Here is a 21,891-nt window from a genome sequence, read left to right on the forward strand (position 1 = left end):
ACAACCCTCAAATCAGAGGAAAAAATAAAAAAAAGACGGCTTACTGAGCCATGAAAAATTCTCTTTCCTAAAAAAGAGAGAAACTGAATCCTCCCAATTGTGGAAACAACCAGATGATGCTAAAATTTAAATATGGTTATAATAAAAGAGCATATAAAAGTTGATTTCTCCAAAGGAGGTGCCGGATATGGCCGAAAATAAAAACGTTATTTCTAAAAATAACAAACTTAAAGATAGACTGTACCAGTATATATCTGATAACATGGGTCTCATTGCAATTGGAATGCTTTCCATGAATGGAAATTTTACGAAACAGTCTTATATATCTTATTGCAATATCAATAAACAGTAGGATATTAAGAGGAAACAAACATAACGTTTATCATATTTAAAAACAGAAAAAGCGGTTGCACTCAGGCGATTTACAGCTAAGGTGCAGCCGCTTTTTTGTTAACTGAACCTTTTTTTCATAGCGGCATACTATATTAAATTGTTCATTTTTCGTTTAGGGGGTAAAATGGAGCCCTTTTGAAGTGGCTGCATAAACTGGTAGAGGGAGGTGGTTAATCAGAGATTAACTAAAACGATAATTCACTGTCTAAAGAAAGATGGAATGTTTCCGGGCAGAAAATTGAATTAAAGGGAGATCGTATTTTTATGAAAAAATCAATGAGTGCAACAGCAATAGCAAACCCAACATGGTATGTAGATGAGAGAGTTATTTTCCATGGTCAGGCAAAACCTTATGATTATTATGGTGCAAAAGATCCTACCATCGTGTATTATGGAGGTAAGTATCATGTATTTTATACTGGCGCCAATCAGGGCGGCGGCTGGCAGATGCTTTATACGTCAGCATCTACCCTTTCAGGCCTAAAGAATGCTTCCCGCACCTTTATGAGTTCCATTAATGAGAGCTATTTTTGCGCACCCCAGGTATTTTATTTCGAACCAAAGAAATTATGGTATCTGATTTATCAGGATGGCACATTTGGTGCAGCTTATGCAACAACATCAAATATTGCAGATCCTAAATCTTGGTCAGGACCAAAATCCTTAGGCATGTCAGGAAATATGGGTTGGGATTATTATGTTATTTGTGATAACTCCTATGCATATATGTATAATACACCAAGCGATGGTTCTGGAAAATTGTATGTGAGAAGAACTTCACTCGCTAATTTCCCTAACGGCTGGGGAGCTCCATCCGTTGCATTAGGGGATACCTTTGAAGGCGCAAACGTTTATAAATCCTTAGCAGATGGTAAGTATTACCTGACGATTGAGGATCAAAAGGATGGACGTTACTATGAATTATGGACCTCCAATAATGCAGGAGGACCATGGAGTAAGGTTTCTGAGAAGTGGGCGTGGAGAGGTAATTTAAGCTACAAAGCAGACAAATGGACCACCAATGTATCCCACGGTGAAATTGTCCGTGCGGGCTATAATCAGAAGATGGAAATAAACAATATTGACCGAGTTGAGTTTTTGATTCAAGGTACGAACAGCCTGTCAGGGCCTTATCAGCAGATCATCTGGGATTTAGGAGTTATCAGAAATTACAAGTGATAACAGGACAGGCCTTTTAAGGTCCGGCTTTTGTTAATAAAACACCCGGCGATAAAACGCCGGGTGTTCTATATAGAAGTAATCTAAAACTATTATGGTGGGAGGAAAACTATGTTGTTTGAAGAAGAAAGTGTTTCAATTATGTCAGAAGGTTCCGGTTTGAACGAGTTTGATATGGAGCAGGTGATTATTACAGATTCCTATTATGTGAATGCCCTTGAAAAGGATCTAAATTATATTCTCTCTCTTGATGTTGACCGGCTCCTGGCAGGCTTTCAGGCAGTCTCCGAAGGAAAGGATCCAAAAAACACATCAGGGATTCATTTATACGGAGGCTGGGAAGGCGGCTGGAGCTTATTAAGGGGACATACTCTGGGGCACTACCTGACTGCCATGGCCCAGGCTTTTAAGCAGACAAGAAAAAGTGATCCGAGTAAGAATGCACAGATCAAACAGAAGCTGGATTATGCCATAAGCCAACTGAAAAAGTTTCAGGACAAGAGCAAAAGTGGTTATTTATTCGCGTCCTTTGAGGTGCATTTTGATATTATCGAGGGAAAAGCCACAGGAGATAACTGGGTTCCATGGTATACCATGCACAAAATAATCGCAGGTCTAGTCGATGTTTATCGTTATGAAGGGAATGCAGCCGCCTTATCAGTTGCAGAGAAGCTGGGGGACTGGGTCTACAAAAGAACCTCTGCATGGGATAGTTCTCTTCAGACAAAAGTGCTGAATGTGGAATATGGCGGAATGAACGATTGTTTATATGAGCTTTATAAATATACGAGGAACCCCAATCATTTGGCAGCCGCTCATAAATTCGATGAAGATTCCTTATTCACTGCCATAGGAAGCGGCCGGAACGTACTGGAAAACCTCCATGCTAATACTCAAATTCCGAAATTTGTTGGCGCATTGAACCGTTATCGTACCCTGGGAGGAAGTGAAAGCTTTTATTTGAATGCAGCCGCCCAGTTTTTTGCAACCGTGGTCAGAGACCATACCTATATCACGGGAGGAAACAGCGAGAACGAACGCTTTCGGGCACCTGGAAAGCTTGATTCCACAAGAAATAACATTAACAATGAATCCTGTAATTCCTACAACATGTTAAAGCTTGCAAGAGAATTATTTAAGGTCACCGGGGATGTTAAATATGCAGAGTATTATGAGAATGGATTTATCAACGAAATCATGTCAGCCATCAATCCGGAAACAGGAATGACCACTTATTTCAAACCCATGGGAACCGGATATTTTAAGTTATTTGGGACGGAAACAAGTTCATTCTGGTGCTGCACCGGCAGCGGGATGGAGAATTATACGAAACTAAATGACAGTCTTTATTTTTACAGCGGCAATGATCTATACGTAAATATGTATATAAGCTCAGAACTGAATTGGACCGGGAAGAACTTCTCACTCACCCAGACTTCCGATATTCCACAATCTGAGAAGGCGGTATTTACCATAAATACTGCACCTGGGTCTGCAGTCACCATTAAATTCAGGGTTCCCTCCTGGATTGCCGATGGTAAGAACATTACCATTAAGATAAATAATACGGTGTTCTATGGCATAAAAAAGGACGGGTATGTAGATATCAGCAGAGTCTTTCGGGCAGGAGATCAGATTGAACTGAGCCTTCCCATGGAGATTAAGGCAGCAAGACTTCCTGATAACAAAAATGCAGTTGCTTTCCAATATGGACCAGTCGTTTTAAGCGCAGGACTTGGAACCGAAAAGATGGTATCAGCATCACACATGGCTTCTGCAAAGGCAACCATACCTGAGGGCGTTATCATAAAAGATTATATTTTAATCAAGGATACATCTGTGGATGCCTGGATTGCAGGCTTAAAGAACAATCTGGTGCAAAAGCCAGGAAAGCTGGAATTTACCTTAAGAAATACAGATGAAGATAATCGGTTAAAATTCACCCCCCATTATAAAAGGTATACCGACCGGTATGGGATTTATTTTATATTGTCAGCAATCGATTCTCCGGAATTCCAGGAGAGCATCAAAAACAGCAAGAATGCAGCTAAAAAACTGGAAGCGACCATTGATGAAGTTTCAGTCACCAACGACCAGCATGAATTGGTCCATAATTTACAGGGCAATTCCTCCGGTGGTTCCTTTGGCGGATACAATTACCGTCATGTCCATGGAACGACGGACGGGCAGGGCTGGTTTAGCTATGATATGAGTGTCAATCCATCGGTGACCAACTATATAAACGCCAAGTATTATAGCGGTGATGCAGGAAGGACCTTTAATGTATCTGTTGATAATCGTCTGCTAGTGCAGGAAACCATACAGGCGAAAAATCCCACAGGCTTTTATGACGTCCGCTACCAGATTCCTAAAGAATGGCTGAATGGAAAAACCAAGATCACAGTGAAGTTCTCCAACCGGGGAAACAGCTATGTTGGAGGCGTATTTGATACATTATCCATTCTAAAGGACTATAACAGCAATGCCAATATAAAAAGTATTACAGTAAATGGAACAGAAGCTGATTTTTCAGAAACCGCCTATAAAAGCTATGTCAAAAGAGATGTGGAATACGCAGATTTAAAATTCACGCCGGAACGCAGTCATGCACTCGTCTATGTGAATAACATTCTAATTGATGATACGGCAGTCAGGCGTGTCGTTTTAACCTCAGATACAACTGTATTGGAACTTAAAGTTGTTGCAGAGGATGGAAATACCCGAACATATACATTAAGTATCATAAAAGCATAAGGTGGACTTTACAGATACACTATTTCTATATTATACTTTTAGTATTGAAACCAGAGGTGTTTCTATAGAAGCAGCTGTCATTACAGGTAAAAGGAGAAAAAATATGGAGATAGTTACTGTCATTGTAACAAACCCATTTGGTCTGCATGCAAGGCCAGCCAGCCTTTTGTCAATATTTATCAGAGACTTTGCAAGCGATATTATGGTCTATAAAAATGGAGATTCTTCCAGGAAGATCAATGCGAAAAGCGTTCTTTCTGTAATGGATTTAAATGCATCTATGGGGGATGAACTGACCTTTGAAGCTTGTGGAGAAGATGAGGAGAAAGCGATCCAGGCAATTGAAGGATTTGCAAAAAACGGTTTCGGAGAATAGGAGATAAGGGTATGAGACTGAAAAAGTTAACAGAACATATTTTATATACGGAGTGCGATTTAAACAGCGATCGTCCTGTATTAGGGTATATCAATGGGGAAAAGTTTTCTGTTATGATTGATGCGGGGAATTCAGCAAACCATGTGAGAGAGTACAATTCTCTGATTGAAAATCAAGGACTTAAAAAACCAAAGTACTGCATTATTACACATTGGCATTGGGACCACACCTTTGGAATGCATGCTCTGGAAGCAGAAACAATTGCACACTTTAAAACAAGTGATGAGTTGGCAAGAATGTCTTCCTGGGTCTGGAATGATTTAAAGATGAAAGAGCGGCTGCGGACCGGAGAAGAGATAGCATTTGCCGATGAGCACATAAGGGCGGAATATGATAATTTAGACGAGATTAAAGTAGCCCCTGCCGTTTTGACCTTTGCTCAAAAAATTGTAATCGATTTAGGTGGAGTCACATGTGAATGCATGCACTTAACATCAGCTCATAGCGATGATTCCGTGGCAATATTAGTACCAGAAGAAAACGTTATATTTCTTGGGGACGTCTACAATGATGATTTTTATCAGGATCATTACAGGGATTTGGAGAAAACAAAACTCTTGTATGAGGAACTTAGTGCGATACCTTTTGAACTTGCAGTGGTAGGTCACAGTGAACCTGTAAAGAAAAGCGAAATCCTTAACTTTCTTCAAAGATTTTTATAAGGCTTGAGATGAAAAAAAGAACTGCCGACTATTATTTAGCCGGCAGTTCTTTTCTAAAAATAGATGTTCATTTTTCGTATGCAAGAGGAAGAAAAGGTCTTTATAATGTGAATTATAGTTACAAGAAATAATTAACAATAGTAATGAAATTATAAACTGGACTGCAGATTATATTCTGCTTTTGAACTTTTAAGAGGATGAACGATGATAGAAGATGAGAAAATCAAAAAGAAATATTATGAGGCATTGGTTAATAAAGATGCTAATTATGACGGTATATTTTTCGCAGCCATTAAAACAACTGGCGTGTTCTGCCATGCCACCTGCCCGGCAAGAAAGCCCAAATATGAGAACTGCGTCTTTTTTCAGGATGCCCAGTCCGCTTTACTGGCTGGTTTTAGGCCATGTAAGCGCTGTAACCCCCTTTCCTATCCCCATGAGTTATCCCCTCTTGTGAAAGAGATCGTATCCATGGTGGAACAGAATCCGGAAAAACGGTGGAAGGATGAGGACTTTAAAGTGCTGGGGGCCCATCCAGCTACTGCAAGGCGGCAATTTAAACAGGCCTATGGCATGACCTTTGTCCAATATGCCAGAGCCAGAAGGATGGGACTTGCCCTGCAATCCATCCGTTTAGGGGAAAAGGTCATTGACGCCCAGCTTAACGCTGGATATGATTCGGCCAGTGGATTTAACGATGCCTTCTCAAGAATCATGGGAAATCCACCAATTAAAAAAGGAGACATTAACGTCCTGTATGCCAAATGGATCAATACAAAGCTTGGTCCCATGCTGAGTATTTCTGATGAAGAGTTTCTTTATCTGCTTGAATTTGTTGACCGGCGCGGATTGGAGCGGGAGATTGAACGTTTAAGAAACAGGCGAAAGGCCACTATATTACCCGGAGAAACTAAGATATCAAGGCAGATAGAGGAGGAGTTATCCCTGTACTTTGAGAATAAGCTGATTCATTTTCAGACTCCAGTCTTTTTGATAGGATCTGATTTTCAAAAGAAAGTGTGGAATGCATTACTGGAAATTCCGGCAGGAGAGGTTTCCACTTATAAAAAAATAGCAACTGAAATAGGCACTCCTGATGGTGTCAGAGCCGTAGGCAATGCAAATGGAGCCAATCAGCTGGCAATTATAATACCATGTCACAGGGTGATTCAGACCAGCGGAGATATCGGTGGCTATGGCGGAGGACGGGAACGGAAAAAATGGCTACTGGACCATGAACAGAACTTTCATAAGGAAGATTTATAAAAAATCCACCAGGTATTTGCTTCGTTTTGCCACCCGAAGCCTGCTTAAGGCCCGGGTCTCAATCTGCCTGATGCGTTCTCTAGTAACACCGATATGATTTCCTACTTCCTCCAGAGTATGAGGGATATGTCCATTGAGGCCAAATCTCATATTTAATACGATCTGCTCTCTCGGTTTTAAAGACGATAACTGCTTGTTAATTTCTTCTTTCAGCATAACGTCAGTTACACATTCTTCGGGAGAAGTTATGGTTTTATCTTCAATTAAATCACCTAAAAAGGCTGAATTATCATCGCCAATGGGAGTATCGAGTGAGACAATGGATGCAGAATTTAACATAATCTTGTCTATTTTTTCTATAGAAAATCCTGTTAGGTCAGACACATCCTGGGTGGTAAAGAACCCTTGCTCATGATCCAGCTGACGCAGAACATGTTGGACCAGGTTCACGTCATCTTTGTAATGTACCGGTAAACGAATGGTACGGTCCTGGTCTGCGATTCCGCGAGTGATTGCCTGGCGAATCCACCAGGTAGCATAGGTGGAAAAACGATATCCCATGGAATAATCATACCGTTCAACCGCTTTCATAAGGCCGATGTTTCCTTCCTGAATTAAGTCAAGCAAGGTTAAGGATTGTACATAGGCCTCGTGTTTTTTTGCAATGCTTATGACAAGCCTTAGATTAGAGCTGACAAGCCGGTTTTTCGCCTCCTTATTTCCCTGGGCGGAAAGCTTTGCAAGCTTTAATTCTTCCTGTTGCGTCAGCAAAGGGGATTCACCTGCTTGCAATAGATACATTTTAATAGAATCGTCTGTATAGGTATCGGGTTGTTTTGGTTGAATTGCTGCTTGCATATGATTCCTCCTTCTTTCTGAAATAAAACACAGAGCCTCTCATGTCTTATGGCAAATCGACAATCAAGGCTCCTATGGAATCCATCATTTCTAAGTATTCATTATCCAGCTGCTTCTGTATCTTCCTTTGCTGCGGAAGATCTCTTTTCCGAAATTCTTATTATAATGCTGTCTGCATCCACCTGCAGATCAATATTATCACTCATGAATTCTGGAATATCTGCGACTGTTATTGTTGTTCCAACAGCCTTACCTTCTAAACTTATTGTAACCGTATCAATCATATCCTTCGGTAAAGAGGCATATGGGATTTCCATCAGCATTTTATCCAGGATACCAGTAACAACATCACTGTTTTCCAAAATGATGTGTGCCACACTGTTAACTTTTGTCTGTGGGTCCAATGCCTGAAAATCAATATGCTCTACCTTGCCATTGGCAAAGTATTTATCCTTGATCTGTGTGATTATGTTCTGGTCCTCTAAATTAAGCTGAACCTTGCTTCCCAGTCGTAATTTTCGAAGCAGTTTGTCGGCAGTTCTTTGTTCCATCTGAATTGAGATAGAATCGGTGAGGCCGCCTCCATATACACAGCAAGGTACAATGCCTTTTCTTCGCAATTGCTTTGCCTTTAATTGATCATTACGTTTCTCTACAGTAATAATGTCCATTGTGATCCTCCTTGTGAATTGTATGGAATAAAAGGGCCTGTTACTGAAAAAGAAGGGCCTTTATTGTCTCATCATAAAATGAAACGAACAAAAGCCCTTCTTTATCAGACGGTTCTTTTATATCCAATTGTTTTTAGTATACCATATGTACAGAATAAAAGCAAGTCTATTACAGAAAATGTTCGTATTTTGGATACAAATATAAAATTAGATACGAAAAAAATCAGTTTTTTTTCTGCTGTAAGTATTATTTGGTATCAGTTTTTTATTAGCTGTACTTATGATTTATGTAAGGAGACTTAGATTATTTTACAAGTGTTTAACGTGAGGTATCTTTGGCTTGCAGCAGAAATATTCGGCTCATTCATTTTACTTGACATATATATCATTATAATATATTATTATGATATATAAAGAGTGAGGTACGATAATGAAAGAAAATACAGGAAAATCCAAATACGTAATGTTAGGAATGCTAGCCCGCGTGCCCCTGACTGGCTACATGATTAAAAAGTGGCTGGAGAATGAGTACAGTCATTTCTGGCAGGAAAGCTATGGGCAGATTTACCCTACCCTTAAAAAGCTTGTGGAAGAGGGGCTTGCAGTCAGCTCTGAAAGTTCAGAACGGAGAAATGGAAGAGGTCAGATTTTATATACCATTACAGAAGCGGGGAAAAAAGAGCTTTCTGACTGGCTTTTAAAAGAACCAGAGATCGAGAAGCTAAGATATGAAATACTGCTGAAAATTTCTTTTGGCGACAATACCACGAAAGATGTGCTTCTAGGTCATCTGGATGAATTTATTCAAAGGAATGAGAAACTCATTAAGGATATGAATGGTTACATAGAAGAGATTGAGGGAGCGAGCGGACAGGATTTTGACGGCTCTTACAGCAAACTGACAGCACTTTGCGGCATTCATATCTATAATGCTATGATAGCCTGGGCCATAGAAGCAAAGGGCATCATCGCCGCGAAAGGGGAAAAAGACCATGAGGCAAAGAATCCGTAAAGGCATACTTGCATTTTCCACGTTAATGTTTCCGCTTACCTTTTTCCTTTTATCACCCTATGTCATTATTTTGTCAGCGTCTACAGGTGTGATCAATGGCAGTGCCATGGTTTTTGGTTTCCTCTTTTTGTTCTCCATATTATTCAGCCGCATCTATTGTGGCTGGCTCTGTCCTGGCGGAGCAGCCCAGGATATGATATCTGGGGCTAATAAAAAAAACTGGAATAGCAAAGGAAAAAACGTATCAAAATATATCATCTGGGCAATATGGTTTTCACTCATTTTGTTTCTCTGGTTGAAGCATCTTCCCTTAAAGGGAGATTTTCTGTACTTATATAAGATTGATGGGCATTATATCATGGTATATACCATTGTGATGACGATTATTTACCTGTTTGCTATTAGTACGGGACGGCGGGGAATGTGCCACAGTCTTTGCTGGATGGCACCATTTATGGTAATAGGAGAAACCGTTTCCGATTTTCTCCACATCCCAAGGTTCCGGCTTAAACCAAAGCCCGATGCTTGTGTTTCCTGCGGAAAGTGTACAAAAGAATGTCCTATGGGATTAGACATATCCCAAATGGTAAAGTCCGGGAACACGGATTCTACGGAATGCATTAGCTGTCTGGCATGTGTTGATATCTGTCCGAAGCATGCCATCGGTTTTGGAATTTCTCAAAAACGAAACCATTCGTTAGAACAAGAAACCATTATTAGAAAGAAGGAGAATTAGAATGAAAGCTCTGGTGGTGTATTTTTCATTTGAAGGCAATACGAAATTAATTGCTGAAAAAATTTCTGAAACAATCAAAGGCGATCTGGTAGAACTAAAGACCAGCAAGGTATATCCAAAGGAAGGCGTGGGAAAATTTTTCTGGGGTGGAAAAAGTGTTCTTTTCGGGGAGGAACCCGAGCTGATAAACCCACCCATTGATATGGATCAGTATGATACCATTATCATCGGCACCCCGGTCTGGGCAGGATCATTTGCACCGCCCATTAAAAGTCTGATCAGCCAGTATCATATAGCAGGAAAGAGGATCGGAATATTTGCCTGCCATGGTGGGGGAGGCGCGGCAAAATGCTTTGATAAGCTAAAGAAAGCCCTTCCTGGAAATGAGTTCCTTGGTCAAATCGATTTTGTAGAGCCGAAGAGAAAGTCAGAGGAAAACTGCCGGAAAGCAGTCACATGGGCTGGCGGTATAAGCTCCTTATAATCAGCATAAGTATGTTGGGGAGAAGTTGAAATAGAAAAATATAAAACCGAATTACATCGGTTTTATATTTTTTTTATGGAATATTTTCAGATATAAGCTATTTTCCAATTAGCTATATGTATGCTTGACATACAAATACTTTTATTGTATACTTGGCATACAAACCGGTTAGTTAGAACTAATTAAAAGAGATATGTTCCCTATAAAATACAGATGTCAGAAGTGTTTAGGATAATATAAATGCACATAATAAAGGAGTGGAAACATGGTGAAACCACAATTAAATCCCGGTCAATATTACAAATTGCTTCATCAAAAAAGGGTCACAGATCTTTTTTTATCTGGTCTGCGCCTTCATATATTTACCGAATTAGAACAATGGGAGACACCGGATTCCGTAGCTGCGAGAAGATGCCTTAATGAGCGCAATGTTTCCCTGTTCTTAAATGCCCTTGCCAGCATCGGAATGCTTGAAAAGGATGGGACACGCTTTCGCAACACCCCAGAGAGCAATGAATTTCTAAATGAAACCAGTCCCCATTATCTGGGGGAATGTCTTTTGTTCCGCGAAAACATGATGTCACTTAATGGTATTGATGAAAAGGTAAAAAGCGGTCCTGATATTCAGACACTCCAACATAACGAAGGCGTAAAGGTATACGATTTTTGCGAAATGGCGCGGGTGACAGTACCGGAGATGTACACCGGCCGAGTCCAGTCTCTCCTTGCCGCTGTGAAAGAATTGTTCATAGACCGGCAGCCAGGTAAGATTCTAGATTTGGGAGGTGGAAGCGGAGTATTTGCAATGGAACTGGTCACTGCATTTCCTGAGAGCAAAGGCGTGGTCTTTGAACACCCCAAGGTGGCAGTTTTACCCAGACGCCTCATAACAGAACGAGGCTTAAGTTCGCGGATTGAAGTCATGGAGGGGGATTTCAATAAGGATGGAATCGGTGAAGACTATGATTTAATTATAGCTTCCGGTATATTGGATTTTGCAAAGGATCATCTGGATTCATTTCTTGAAAAATTAAAACATTCGCTTTCAGCCAATGGCCACTTATATATCGTCACCCATGAGGTGAGTGAAGATTATCAAAATCCGCCAGAAAGCATCCTTGGCTGGCTGTCCAGTCATTTAGATGGTCTTGACCTTCTTTTGACAAAGAATACCATAGAACAGGCCCTTATGAAACACGGCTTTCATTGCATTGATAAACGGGATGTAGGCGGTATGTTTAAAGGTTTGCCGGGGAAGTTCTATCAAGTAAAGAAGGAAGAGGAAAACCAGGATGAATGACAAAAAAACTTTGGTCGTCAATGATTTTATCCGTTTGACGGAGCGTGTCTCCAATGGAAAAATGAATGTTTTAAATTTCGGGTCAGAGAATATGACCTTTTACCGGGGAGAAATCCATATGATTAAGATGGTGGGAGATTATCCCGGTATCTTCATTTCAGAAATGGCCAGAAATTTTAATATAACCCGGGCAGTGGTAGCCAAGACCATTCATAAGCTGGAAGAAAGAGGCTTGATTCAAAAAGTAGAAGATGAAATTGATAAAAAAAGACTTTGCCTCTATTTAACAGATAAAGGAAAAGAAGCGTATCAGCTGCATCAGGAGTATCACAAAAAGTATGACAGCCCATTGTTTGATTACCTTGACAGCTTAAATAAAGATGAACTGGAACTGATACAAACATTTTTAAAACATGCCAATAATTTGGTGGATCATCATTACTAACATTGGATTATCTCCCCAGCATACTTTCCTTGAAAATACAGAGACTATGAAAAGATAGGAGGTATTATCATGGCAAAAGCAGGAATGAGAAGACCAAGTCCCTATGATTCCAACAATCATGGAACAGAGAATCATGAAAAAATGCACCGTCCCAAGAATGAACAGGCTCAGGTGCCGGAGATTCAGGGAGCTGCAAAAAATGGAAATGAAAAAGCCGGCCCCATTAATGCCCCCAACTGGGCTAGAGACGATTATAAAATGGGCAATAAGCACGACGGCAAATAGAATAAGGAAGAAAGAAAAGCGGCTGACACTTAGCCGCTTTTCTTTCTATCAGTTATATTCGTAAGTAAAATATGGACATGGAGGGACCGGCAGAACCTTTTGGATCCTGCCGGCTGAAGTATGAAAAAGTATATTACGAAAAGGTTCTTCGCCTCTTGTGATATTTACTATATCTGGAAAATGTGACAGGATTTTGATAAAAGTGTGAAGAGATTGTGAAAGGGTCTACTTTCTTACTTTGTCCAGACGATATTTTCTAATTCTCAAAATAAAATAACCTCCAAAGACCAAGGTGTAAATTACAACAGACACAATGTAATTCACCTTATAGAACATACTCATTTCTGAGGCAGGATCAAAGGATTCTATGATGGTGGGAATGAAGAGGACCATTAGATATATGTAAAGAAGGGCAAACCAGGGATAGGAAAGCCTCTGGACATTCTTCCATACCTTAGGCTTCATCTTTTTGCGCACCTTTATAAAAGACGTAACCATCAAGATAATCATAATCGTAAACAATGGGAAGGTGATAATCAGTGCGATGATGCCTCTAAGATCCAGTTCCTGGGGATTATTGATCATAGTTGGAATGTAATAAGCTCCATAGGCAAACGAATGAGCTAAGGTAATGAGACAGGCGATGATGGATAAATACCCCCTAATGGGCATTAAGGCCTTAACGATTTTACTTTTTCGATCCAAAGCGCCGATGTACATGACAATCACAAATAAAGCAGTAGCAAAGGCACCTCTCCAGAATACAGAAATGATGTAGGTATAGGTCCATTCAGGAAAAACGGTGTAAAGATCCATGATCTTGTAGCAAGCACAAAAGGCTATGATTGCTACAGAAAGAACGTAAAAAACTCCTGGGTGTTTTTTGATTGCACCTTTGCAAAAATAAACGAAAAGAAATGCTTCCAATAGTGCGATTAAAAATATCATTGATTTATTTTCTCCTTTAGGATGTTGCAGTTATACGCTGCGAATTAGTGTTAGTCAAAACTAACAGAATAGGTATAACACATGCATAATCCACCGTCAAGTATTTTATTGCATAATTGTACCTGAATAATTCAAGCAGGATTTGAAACACTAAAAATTAAAAGAAAGTTAAGAAAAAAAGGAGGGAAATACAATGGAGGACAACAAATTCAGTGGTACAGCAAATGATCTTCCCATGATGGCGCTTAGCGATATTCCAGTCCCAAACGCAGATGCAAAGCAGATTGTTGCGCTTGTAAAGGAAAGCGGACGGGTCACCGGATATAAGCTTTCCGATGGAAGAGTCCTTAACAAAGAAGAGGGTGTTGAGCTTGCCAAGAACGGCGGCATAGAGGGAGTGGGAGTCTCTTCCAGAAATGGCAACGAGTATTTAAAATCTCTCCCAGATGGCAGTGAGAGCAATAATTTAAGCAGCCTGCCTTCCGTTACGAATTAAAACTGGATATTAGTAATAGTGAATAGTAATTATTTGAAATTCAAAAAATTATGTTGCTAAAAATGCAATCTTCCACTATACTATAGTCAGTGGATGGTGATTGCGCTAGCAAGCTATACCTGTTTATTATGTTATTTTGGCTTTTATTGCCTATAATAGCATGGTAAACAGGTTTTTTTTCGCTAAAAATACGAAATTCAAGATGATTTATTACTTTAGACAGGGGTGATGACCATGATCATTTACAAAATTTTCAATAACAATGCAGTCGTAATAAAAGATGAAAACGGAGTGGAAAAGGTTGTTATGGGCTGCGGTCTTGCCTTTAAAAAGAAGAACGGAGATGAGCTAGACGAAAGTAAGATCGATAAGATCTTTGTCCTGTCCGATCCTCTTATTAACAACCGCTTTCAGGAGCTGGTCGCAAGCATTCCCATTGATTATGTGGAGCTTGGGGAAGAGATTATTGAATATGCGGCAAACATTCTGGAGGTAGATTTAAATGATACCATCTACTTGTCCCTCATCGACCACCTGTATTCTGCTGTAAAACGATTTCAGGAAGGCATCGGGATAAAAAATGCCATTCTCTGGGACATTAAAAAGTTTTATAAAAAGGAATTTGACATCGGACTGAAAGCGCTGGAGATGATTGAAAAACGATTTTCCCTTCAATTGCCAGAAGACGAGGCAGGATTTATTGCCATTCACCTTGTGGAAGCGGTTACGAGAAAGGGTGCTCAGGATATTCACCAGGTGGCTGAAATCATCTCTGAGATCACCAGCATTGTATCTTATCATTTTCACATATTTTTTAATGAAGATTCCTTATACTATTTCCGGTTCATCACTCATCTTAAATTTTTCGCCCAGAGACTTTTGGAGGGAAAGACCTACCTTGATGATGAACAGGATGATCTTCTCCTTATTATAAAGAAAAAATATGTGAATGCCTATGAGTGTGCGGAAAAGATATGTGAGTTTCTTAAAAAGAAATATAACTATAACGTTTCCAATGATGAAACGCTTTACCTCACCCTGCACATCGAACGAGTTGTTTATAAGACTGTTTTATGACGAGATGGTTACATTAAGTTGGCTAAACTTTCATATTTCAAATAAAAAGAAAAATGGAGGATTTAACAATGGGAAAATTTGACCTGTTGGCAAAAGACATTATTAAAAAAGTCGGCGGCAAGGATAATATCATAAGCCTTGTCCACTGTGTCACCCGTCTGCGTTTTAACTTAAAAGACGAAAGCCTTGCAGATGATGAAGCATTAAAACAAATGGAAGGTGTCATAACAGTCATGCACAGCTCCGGACAGTATCAGGTGGTCATCGGTAACCATGTACCCCAGGTATTTACAGATGTCTGCAAGCTGGCCAATATCTCATCAGAGACAGCAATCGAAAAAAAGAAGATGAATTTCCGGGAAAAATCTTTGGATCTTATCTCAGGAATCATGATGCCTGCCATCGGAATTTTGTGTGCCTGCGGTATGTTAAAAGGACTCAATTCCATTCTTTTATACCTTGGGCTTTACTCTGATGCCGATGGAATCTATATCCTTCTTAATGCCATAGGAGATTCCATCTTTTTCTTCTTTCCTGTTGTCATCGGCTTTAACACGGCAAAGAAAATGGATATGAATCCGTTCCTGGGCCTTATTATCGGTGCGGCACTGTGCTATCCGACGATCAACGGCACCGATGTGCCCCTCTTTGGTCATATGATTAATGTAACCTATACGTCCACATTGCTTCCCGTTATTCTTATTGTGGCACTGGCTAAGCCCCTGGAGAGCTTTTTTAACCGGGTGATCCCTGATATGGTAAAGACCTTTATCACACCTATGCTGGTGCTCCTTATCGCACTTCCCATCGGCTTTGTGGTGATTGGACCAATTGCCAATCTCATTTCCAATGGAATTTCACAGGGAGTGTTATCCATATATAAGCTAAGCCCGATTTTCGCAGGATTTTTGGTGGGCGGATTATGGCAGGTCATGATCGTATTCGGTGTTCATATTGTGTTGGTGGTTTTATGTATCACCAATATTATATCAGGAACCCCGGACCCAATTCTTGCCTTTACTACGTTCGTGACCTTTACAACCACTGGTATGATATTTGCCATGTGGCTGAAGACAAAGGACAAGACCTTAAAGCAGATTGCACTTCCAGCCTGGATTTCCGGATTTTTCGGAGTGACGGAGCCTGCGATTTACGGAATTTTACTTCCAAGAATGAAGCATTTCGTTATTTCCTGTCTTTGTGGTGCTGTTGCAGGTGCAGCGACCGCAGCATTAGGATTAAAGTATCACACCATGGCAGGTATGGGACTCTTTGAAATACCAGCTCTTTTGGACCCGGCCCAGCCTGGAAAAAGCCTGGTGCATGCCCTGATTGCAGCAGCCATTTCACTCATCGTAGGCTTTGTTGTAACATTTATAACCTTTAAAGATGAGGAACGTTCTGAGACAAAGGAAGGGGAACTTTCAGAAAAATGCAGAAAAGAAGTGATTGCATGTCCTCTTTCCGGTACGGTCATGGCACTTGATCAGGTAAAGGATGCGGCATTTGCCAATGGAACTCTGGGACAGGGAGTTGCAGTTTCACCAGCAGAAGGAAAAGTCACGGCTCCTTTTGACGGAACGGTCATGATGCTATTTCCTACAAAACATGCCGTAGGACTTATGTCTGACAATGGCTGTGAGGTAATCATTCATATTGGCATGGATACCGTGCAGTTAAACGGAAAATATTTTGAGGCGCACGTAAAAGAAGGAGATAAGGTGAAAAAGGGAGACCTTCTTATTACCTTTGATAAGGATGCCATTGAAAAAGAAGGGTATTCTTTGGATACTCCGGTTTTAGTCACAAATACAAAGGATTATATGGAGGTCGTTGCGATGAACCGCTGTGGTTCTAAAGTCCATTGCGGCGATGATGTGATAACCTTATTATAACAGACAGGAGGAATGAAATTGTTTCCAGATAATTTTTTATGGGGCGGTGCAGTTGCAGCCAACCAGTGTGAGGGAGCCTGGGAGGCTGATGGTAAAAAGGAGAGCATCTGTGATCATCTAACGGCAGGGTCCCGGGTGAAAAACAGAGTATTTACTTCTAAGATCCTGCCGGATGAAAGCTATCCCAGCCATGTTGCAGTAGATTTTTACCACCGATACAAAGAAGATATTGCATTATTTGCAGAAATGGGATTTAAAGTTTTTCGGCTGTCCATTGCCTGGAGCAGAATTTTTCCTAATGGAGATGATGAAATTCCCAATGAGGAAGGTCTTAAGTTTTACGACAGGGTCTTTGACGAATGCCTGAAATATGGCATCGAACCAATGGTTACATTAAGCCATTTTGAAATACCTTATCACCTGGTCAAAGAGTATCAGGGCTTTGCAGACCGAAAGGTAATTGATTGCTTTGAACGGTATGTGAGATGCGTCATGACAAGGTACAAAGACAAGGTAAAATACTGGCTGACCTTTAATGAAATAAATTTTGCCACCATGCCTATGGGGAATCTTGAAGTACTGGGAATTTTAAACCAGGAAAATGATGAAGTGGCAAATCCGCTGGACGATATCAATCTGCGCTTTCAGGCACTGCACCATGTATTTCTGGCCAGTGCCAGGGCCGTCATCGCCGCAAAGGAAATCAATCCTGATTTTAAGGTAGGCTGTATGATCGCTCATATCACCATGTATCCACTCACCTGCAGGCCGGAAGATATGCTTTTGTTGCAGGAACTGGATCATATCATCAATGACTTTTGCGCTGACGTTCAAATAAAGGGTCGTTATCCCAGCTATGCACTGCGCTATCTGGAAGAAAAGGGTGTGGATATTATCTTTGAACCAGGAGATGAGACTGTATTAGAAAAAGGCTGCGTTGACTTTTATTCCTTTTCTTATTACATGAGTAACTGCGTCACCACAGAGGAAGGTCATACTACCACTTTGGGGAATCTCCTGGGAGGTGTGAAGAATCCTTACCTGGAAGCGACCCAGTGGGGATGGCAGGTCGATCCTAAGGGGCTTCTCTATACGCTGAATAAAATCCATGACCGGTATCAGGTGCCGATTTTCATTGTTGAGAACGGACTTGGAGCGGTGGATGAAAGGGATGAAAACGGTTGCATTCAAGATGATTATAGGATAAACTATCTAAGACAGCATATATGTGAAATGGAAAAAGCCATTCACAATAAAGTTGATTTGTTCGGATATACGGTCTGGTCTGCTCTTGACATTGTAAGCTCTGGTACAGGAGAGATGAAAAAGCGGTACGGATTTATTTATGTGGATAAAGACGACGAAGGGAACGGCACCATGGAGCGATTTAAGAAGAAGTCGTTTTACTGGTACAAAAAGGTAATTGAATCTAATGGGGGAGATTTAGCCGATATATAGACCCATAATGGCAGGGATGGGTGGATCCTTACGCATCCATCCTGGTCCCTGCCTTATTTTTATATAATCTCTGACCATCAAAAGGGCAGCAGGTGAGAACGACTGGATACGATGAAAGATTCTAAATCAGCTTTGTCAAAACTAATAATGAATATAGGGGTAAAGCGAGATGAAGTTATTTTATACCAAACCGGCAATGAAGTGGGAAGAAACCTTACCCATTGGAAATGGCAGTCTTGGTGCCATGATATGGGGGGATACAAAGAGAGAATGTCTGGGACTCAACGAGGAGAGCCTTTGGTCCGGTTATTACCGTGACAAGAATAACCATAAGGCGTCAAAGCATCTGGAAGAGTGCCGCAGGCTGGTAGAAAAAGAAGAGTATGAAAAGGCGGAAAAAGTCATTCGTGAAACTATGCTGGGGGAATATAATGAATCCTATATGCCTCTTGGCAATCTTTATTTTACCTTTGATCATACCGAAGACGTTACAAATTATAAGCGAACCCTTGACTTAGATCACTCTGTTTCAAAAGTCAGCTACCAGACCGGAGGACATAGCTATACAAGGGAATACTTTTCAAGCTATCCAGGAAAAGCAATCTTTATTAAGCTTCAATGTGACAGCCCAGTCTTAGATTTCAAGATTTCCTTTGAATCGCAAATGGTCTGTAAAACAGAATATACTCAAGATGGTTTAAACATAAAAGGGACTTGTCCCGAACATGTGGACCCGTCCTACATAGATATCCATGAAAATCCCATCATTCAGGGGGATAAAGGCATGAAGTTCCATGCCGAATGTAACGTTCTTCATTGTGACGGAACCATAGAACAGGAAGAACAGTGCATAAGCATCTCTAAGGCATCGGTTGTGACTTTGGTATTTTCCGCGGTGAAAGAACCAGAATTTGATCCTGCCATGTCTTATGATGAGATCAAGGAGATACATATTAAAGATTACAGAAGCTTATATGAGAAGGTGGAGCTGTATCTGGGGGAAGAAATCGATCTTCCTACAGATGAACGGCTGGAACGGCTGAGAAAAGGAGAGAAGGACAATGATTTATATGCTCTGTTTTTCCAGTATGGAAGATATCTTCTTATCAGTTCTTCCAGAGAGGGAAGCCTCCCAGCCAATCTCCAGGGAATCTGGAGCTGGCAGTTCCGTGCGCCATGGAGCTGTAACTGGACCACCAACATCAATGCCCAGATGAATTACTGGCTGGCTCAAAGCTGTAACTTAAAAGAATGTCTGCCTCCTTATTTTGAGCTGGTGAAAAAGCTTTGTGAGGAAGGGAAAAAGACAGCAAAGATTCATTATAACTGCAGAGGCTTTGTTCACCATCACAACGCGGATTATTGGTGCAACACAAATCCTATGGGCATGCCATATGGAGAAGATCATGGAGAGAAAGAAGCCGTTACCTGGTCCATGTGGCCGATGGGCGGTGCCTGGCTGACCAGTGAGCTGTTCCGGCATTACGAATATAATCCCAATGCGGAATTTTTAAAGAACACAGTTTATCCGGTTCTAAAGGAAGCTGCCCTGTTCTTAATCGATTGGCTTTACGAATATGAAGGAAGCTATGTTACCTGTCCGTCAACGTCTCCGGAGAACATGTTTAAGACTCCAACCGGAGACTCCTGTGCTGTTGCCATGTCATCCGCCATGGATCTTGCTATCATTCGGGAGGTGTTCGGGAACTTTAAGAGGACCTGTGAGATTTTAAAGCTGGATGATGAGATATTAGAAGAGATATCCGAACGGCTTTCAAAGCTTACACCTTTTAAAGTGGGAAGCAAAGGACAGCTTCTTGAATGGAATAAGGAATTTGAAGAATGCGAGCCTGGCCATCGTCATCTGTCTCATCTATACGGTATGTTCCCGGGTGAGCTATTTGAAGGCGATAAAGTGCTTACCGAGGCCTGCAAAAAATCCTTGTCCCTTCGTTTGAGCAGTGGCAGCGGACATACGGGCTGGAGCTGTGCGTGGATCATTAACTTATTTGCCGTGTTAGGAGATGGAGAAAATGCATACCATTTTCTAAATACCCTGCTGACCCGCTCCACCTATGAAAATCTCTGGTCCGCCCATCCGCCGTTCCAGATTGATGGAAACTTTGGAGGAGCTGCTGGCCTGGCAAATATGCTGGTGCAGGATCGAAACGGTGAAATTAAGATTTTACCCGCAATGCCTTCCCAGTTTGACAGTGGATATGTGAAGGGTCTTAGAATTAAGAACGGTAAAACAGTGGATATCAAGTGGGATAATGGGGAGCTTGACACTTACCGGATCTATTGATGAAGTAACAGAAATTAGGAAAATCGGTGTAAATAAGTTTCTGAATCAGGACTTTGTTTGCACCGTTTTTCCATACTTAAATCATAAAATACGTAGAAAGTGTTAATCCAGCATAAAAGTCATTCATACTAAATGGGAAGAACGGGCTAAGAAAGGGAGACAGATCGTGAAATTAGGTCATCGAGTGGGGATTGGTAATACAGCAGACGTCTATCATTGGGAAGGTGAGACCGTCATTAAGTTGTTTCATTCCGGATATCCCAAAGACAGCGTTATGAGGGAATTCTCAAATGCGGCAATTGTCAGTAAGATGGATTTTCCAAAGCCTATGGCATATGATGTCATTGAGGTGGATGGAAGATTGGGTATTATTTATGACAGCGTTATGGGAGAGTCTTTACTGGACTGGCTGTTAAGAACAAAAGATTTAGAACGGGGAGGAGAGATACTGGCTCAGCTTCATAAAAGGATGCTGGCCCATAAGGTTACATCTGCTCCCAATTACAAAGATTTTCTATACCGGAATCTGGAGCGGGCAGCAAGAAACTCTGAAGAGAAATTTGAGGGTCTTTTTGGGCAGCTTCAAAAACTTCCAGATGGGGATACCTTTTGCCATGGGGATTTTCATCCAGGCAATGTAATTTTAAGCAGTGAAAACCCGGTTGTCATTGATTTTATGAATGTATGTGCAGGAGATTATTTTTATGACGTTGCAAGGACGGTTTTTCTGATTGAATATACTCCAGTTCCTCAGATTCCGGGAGCGGTAGAAGAACTGTTAAGGTTAAAAACAGCACTGGCAGATCAGTACCTGATTCATATGAAGGTGGACCGGGAGCAGATATCAGACTTTTTAGAGGTGATCATTTCCTCCAGGCCGGGTGAATCTTAAAAGGTACAAAGAAATGAAAACCGTGGTTTGACTTTATTAAATTAATGTGATAGTATAGAAAATGAAGTATCATCAACAAGTGAAGTTTGTAGGAAAATGGCTATAGCCTACCGAAGGAGTAACACTCTCAGGTGCCTGGAAAACCAGGTGTGGACTATAAATGGATGTAACTCTGGAGAATCCCTTGATTGGGTGCCGAAGGTGTAAGGGGCGGATTTATCCGCTTTAATCTCTCAGGCAAAAGGACAGAGAACCTTTATAAATTTATTTTTGGGGTCTTTTTGTGCATATCCGGAGTCAAACCATATTTTTGGTTTGGCTTTTTTATTTGTTGATGCA

The 21,891-nt window shown here is 40.9% G+C and carries 21 protein-coding genes and 1 riboswitch; of the genes, 18 read left to right on the forward strand and 3 right to left on the reverse strand.

What is annotated here, in order from left to right; all coding sequences use genetic code 11:
- Nucleotides 1-187: 187 nt before the first annotated feature.
- The 6 genes from T546_RS25475 (at nucleotide 188) to T546_RS0100935 (ending at nucleotide 6,690) form a co-directional block, all read left to right on the forward strand.
- Nucleotides 188-352: a hypothetical protein gene (locus T546_RS25475; protein ID WP_166429784.1), complete on the forward strand. Its 165-nt coding sequence runs from the start codon at nucleotides 188-190 to the stop codon at nucleotides 350-352.
- A 305-nt stretch (nucleotides 353-657) separates the two neighbouring features.
- Nucleotides 658-1,572 carry a non-reducing end alpha-L-arabinofuranosidase family hydrolase gene (locus tag T546_RS22545; RefSeq protein WP_084326042.1) on the forward strand — a complete coding sequence of 305 codons (915 nt, stop codon included), beginning with the start codon at nucleotides 658-660 and terminating at the stop codon, nucleotides 1,570-1,572.
- Nucleotides 1,573-1,683: 111 nt separating this feature from the next.
- Nucleotides 1,684-4,326 carry a beta-L-arabinofuranosidase domain-containing protein gene (locus tag T546_RS0100920; protein ID WP_051629512.1) on the forward strand — a complete coding sequence of 881 codons (2,643 nt, stop codon included), beginning with the start codon at nucleotides 1,684-1,686 and terminating at the stop codon, nucleotides 4,324-4,326.
- Nucleotides 4,327-4,429: 103 nt separating this feature from the next.
- Complete coding sequence (locus T546_RS0100925) at nucleotides 4,430-4,702, forward strand: HPr family phosphocarrier protein (RefSeq protein WP_026890011.1); 273 nt, start codon at nucleotides 4,430-4,432, stop codon at nucleotides 4,700-4,702.
- 11 nt (nucleotides 4,703-4,713) lie between these two features.
- Complete coding sequence (locus T546_RS0100930; RefSeq protein ID WP_026890012.1) at nucleotides 4,714-5,424, forward strand: MBL fold metallo-hydrolase; 711 nt, start codon at nucleotides 4,714-4,716, stop codon at nucleotides 5,422-5,424.
- 204 nt (nucleotides 5,425-5,628) lie between these two features.
- Complete coding sequence (locus T546_RS0100935) at nucleotides 5,629-6,690, forward strand: bifunctional transcriptional activator/DNA repair enzyme AdaA (protein ID WP_026890013.1); 1,062 nt, start codon at nucleotides 5,629-5,631, stop codon at nucleotides 6,688-6,690.
- Here the strand turns inward: T546_RS0100935 and T546_RS0100940 are convergent.
- Both T546_RS0100940 and T546_RS0100945 read right to left on the reverse strand, forming a co-directional pair.
- Nucleotides 6,685-7,548, reverse strand: coding sequence for a sigma-70 family RNA polymerase sigma factor (locus T546_RS0100940; RefSeq protein WP_051629515.1), 864 nt, complete (start codon nucleotides 7,546-7,548; stop codon nucleotides 6,685-6,687). The genes T546_RS0100935 and T546_RS0100940 overlap by 6 nt on opposite strands.
- 101 nt (nucleotides 7,549-7,649) lie before the next feature.
- Nucleotides 7,650-8,219 (reverse strand): 5S rRNA E-loop-binding protein, encoded by a 570-nt coding sequence (locus T546_RS0100945; protein ID WP_026890015.1) that lies wholly within the window; start codon nucleotides 8,217-8,219, stop codon nucleotides 7,650-7,652.
- Nucleotides 8,220-8,649: 430 nt separating this feature from the next.
- On the opposite strand from T546_RS0100945, the gene T546_RS22550 reads away from it, so the two are divergent.
- The 6 genes from T546_RS22550 (at nucleotide 8,650) to T546_RS0100980 (ending at nucleotide 12,481) form a co-directional block, all read left to right on the forward strand.
- Nucleotides 8,650-9,231, forward strand: a complete 582-nt coding sequence (locus T546_RS22550) for a PadR family transcriptional regulator (RefSeq protein WP_034597399.1) — start codon at nucleotides 8,650-8,652, stop codon at nucleotides 9,229-9,231.
- Entirely contained in the window at nucleotides 9,212-9,967 is a 756-nt protein-coding gene (locus tag T546_RS22555; RefSeq protein ID WP_051629516.1) for a 4Fe-4S binding protein, read from the forward strand. The genes T546_RS22550 and T546_RS22555 overlap by 20 nt, the downstream gene beginning before the upstream one ends.
- Nucleotide 9,968: 1 nt before the next feature.
- The gene (locus tag T546_RS0100965; RefSeq protein WP_026890017.1) at nucleotides 9,969-10,451 is read left to right on the forward strand and encodes a flavodoxin family protein; all 483 of its coding nucleotides are present in this window, start codon (nucleotides 9,969-9,971) and stop codon (nucleotides 10,449-10,451) included.
- A gap of 265 nt (nucleotides 10,452-10,716) precedes the next feature.
- Entirely contained in the window at nucleotides 10,717-11,751 is a 1,035-nt protein-coding gene (locus T546_RS0100970) for a methyltransferase (protein WP_026890018.1), read from the forward strand.
- Nucleotides 11,744-12,196 (forward strand): MarR family winged helix-turn-helix transcriptional regulator, encoded by a 453-nt coding sequence (locus tag T546_RS0100975; protein ID WP_026890019.1) that lies wholly within the window; start codon nucleotides 11,744-11,746, stop codon nucleotides 12,194-12,196. The genes T546_RS0100970 and T546_RS0100975 overlap by 8 nt, the downstream gene beginning before the upstream one ends.
- Nucleotides 12,197-12,265: 69 nt before the next feature.
- On the forward strand, nucleotides 12,266-12,481 hold the full coding sequence (locus T546_RS0100980) for a hypothetical protein (protein ID WP_026890020.1): 216 nt from the start codon (nucleotides 12,266-12,268) through the stop codon (nucleotides 12,479-12,481).
- Nucleotides 12,482-12,706: 225 nt separating this feature from the next.
- Here the strand turns inward: T546_RS0100980 and T546_RS0100985 are convergent, their stop codons facing one another.
- Nucleotides 12,707-13,429, reverse strand: coding sequence for a ferric reductase-like transmembrane domain-containing protein (locus tag T546_RS0100985; protein ID WP_026890021.1), 723 nt, complete (start codon nucleotides 13,427-13,429; stop codon nucleotides 12,707-12,709).
- Between the two features lie 193 nt (nucleotides 13,430-13,622).
- Here T546_RS0100985 and T546_RS0100990 point away from each other — a divergent pair, with 193 nt between their 5' ends.
- The 6 genes from T546_RS0100990 (at nucleotide 13,623) to T546_RS0101015 (ending at nucleotide 21,552) form a co-directional block, all read left to right on the forward strand.
- Nucleotides 13,623-13,925: a DUF3892 domain-containing protein gene (locus T546_RS0100990; RefSeq protein WP_026890022.1), complete on the forward strand. Its 303-nt coding sequence runs from the start codon at nucleotides 13,623-13,625 to the stop codon at nucleotides 13,923-13,925.
- 234 nt (nucleotides 13,926-14,159) lie between these two features.
- Nucleotides 14,160-15,002 (forward strand): BglG family transcription antiterminator LicT, encoded by an 843-nt coding sequence (gene licT / locus T546_RS0100995; protein WP_026890023.1) that lies wholly within the window; start codon nucleotides 14,160-14,162, stop codon nucleotides 15,000-15,002.
- Nucleotides 15,003-15,070: 68 nt separating this feature from the next.
- On the forward strand, nucleotides 15,071-16,897 hold the full coding sequence (locus T546_RS0101000) for a beta-glucoside-specific PTS transporter subunit IIABC (RefSeq protein ID WP_026890024.1): 1,827 nt from the start codon (nucleotides 15,071-15,073) through the stop codon (nucleotides 16,895-16,897).
- A 12-nt stretch (nucleotides 16,898-16,909) separates the two neighbouring features.
- Nucleotides 16,910-18,355, forward strand: coding sequence for a glycoside hydrolase family 1 protein (locus tag T546_RS0101005; protein ID WP_034597402.1), 1,446 nt, complete (start codon nucleotides 16,910-16,912; stop codon nucleotides 18,353-18,355).
- Between the two features lie 169 nt (nucleotides 18,356-18,524).
- Entirely contained in the window at nucleotides 18,525-20,660 is a 2,136-nt protein-coding gene (locus T546_RS22560) for a glycoside hydrolase family 95 protein (protein ID WP_051629518.1), read from the forward strand.
- 166 nt (nucleotides 20,661-20,826) lie between these two features.
- A complete protein-coding gene (locus T546_RS0101015; RefSeq protein ID WP_026890026.1) occupies nucleotides 20,827-21,552 on the forward strand; it encodes an aminoglycoside phosphotransferase family protein in 726 nt (241 codons plus the stop codon).
- Nucleotides 21,553-21,714: 162 nt separating this feature from the next.
- Nucleotides 21,715-21,811, forward strand: a riboswitch (glycine riboswitch).
- The last annotated feature ends 80 nt before the right edge of the window (nucleotides 21,812-21,891 follow it).

This window comes from [Clostridium] aerotolerans DSM 5434 (genome assembly GCF_000687555.1).
Lineage (GTDB): Bacteria > Bacillota > Clostridia > Lachnospirales > Lachnospiraceae > Lacrimispora > Lacrimispora aerotolerans.

Excerpts from the sequence above, each read along its gene's own strand:
- T546_RS25475 (WP_166429784.1), top strand. The coding sequence starts at position 188 with ATGGCCGAAAATAAAAACGTTATTTCTAAAAATAACAAACTTAAAGAT.
- T546_RS22545 (WP_084326042.1), top strand. The coding sequence starts at position 658 with ATGAAAAAATCAATGAGTGCAACAGCAATAGCAAACCCAACATGGTAT.
- T546_RS0100920 (WP_051629512.1), top strand. The coding sequence starts at position 1,684 with ATGTTGTTTGAAGAAGAAAGTGTTTCAATTATGTCAGAAGGTTCCGGT.
- T546_RS0100925 (WP_026890011.1), top strand. The coding sequence starts at position 4,430 with ATGGAGATAGTTACTGTCATTGTAACAAACCCATTTGGTCTGCATGCA.
- T546_RS0100930 (WP_026890012.1), top strand. The coding sequence starts at position 4,714 with ATGAGACTGAAAAAGTTAACAGAACATATTTTATATACGGAGTGCGAT.
- T546_RS0100935 (WP_026890013.1), top strand. The coding sequence starts at position 5,629 with ATGATAGAAGATGAGAAAATCAAAAAGAAATATTATGAGGCATTGGTT.
- T546_RS0100940 (WP_051629515.1), bottom strand. The coding sequence starts at position 7,548 with ATGCAAGCAGCAATTCAACCAAAACAACCCGATACCTATACAGACGAT.
- T546_RS0100945 (WP_026890015.1), bottom strand. The coding sequence starts at position 8,219 with ATGGACATTATTACTGTAGAGAAACGTAATGATCAATTAAAGGCAAAG.
- T546_RS22550 (WP_034597399.1), top strand. The coding sequence starts at position 8,650 with ATGAAAGAAAATACAGGAAAATCCAAATACGTAATGTTAGGAATGCTA.
- T546_RS22555 (WP_051629516.1), top strand. The coding sequence starts at position 9,212 with ATGAGGCAAAGAATCCGTAAAGGCATACTTGCATTTTCCACGTTAATG.
- T546_RS0100965 (WP_026890017.1), top strand. The coding sequence starts at position 9,969 with ATGAAAGCTCTGGTGGTGTATTTTTCATTTGAAGGCAATACGAAATTA.
- T546_RS0100970 (WP_026890018.1), top strand. The coding sequence starts at position 10,717 with ATGGTGAAACCACAATTAAATCCCGGTCAATATTACAAATTGCTTCAT.
- T546_RS0100975 (WP_026890019.1), top strand. The coding sequence starts at position 11,744 with ATGAATGACAAAAAAACTTTGGTCGTCAATGATTTTATCCGTTTGACG.
- T546_RS0100980 (WP_026890020.1), top strand. The coding sequence starts at position 12,266 with ATGGCAAAAGCAGGAATGAGAAGACCAAGTCCCTATGATTCCAACAAT.
- T546_RS0100985 (WP_026890021.1), bottom strand. The coding sequence starts at position 13,429 with ATGATATTTTTAATCGCACTATTGGAAGCATTTCTTTTCGTTTATTTT.
- T546_RS0100990 (WP_026890022.1), top strand. The coding sequence starts at position 13,623 with ATGGAGGACAACAAATTCAGTGGTACAGCAAATGATCTTCCCATGATG.
- licT (WP_026890023.1), top strand. The coding sequence starts at position 14,160 with ATGATCATTTACAAAATTTTCAATAACAATGCAGTCGTAATAAAAGAT.
- T546_RS0101000 (WP_026890024.1), top strand. The coding sequence starts at position 15,071 with ATGGGAAAATTTGACCTGTTGGCAAAAGACATTATTAAAAAAGTCGGC.
- T546_RS0101005 (WP_034597402.1), top strand. The coding sequence starts at position 16,910 with ATGAAATTGTTTCCAGATAATTTTTTATGGGGCGGTGCAGTTGCAGCC.
- T546_RS22560 (WP_051629518.1), top strand. The coding sequence starts at position 18,525 with ATGAAGTTATTTTATACCAAACCGGCAATGAAGTGGGAAGAAACCTTA.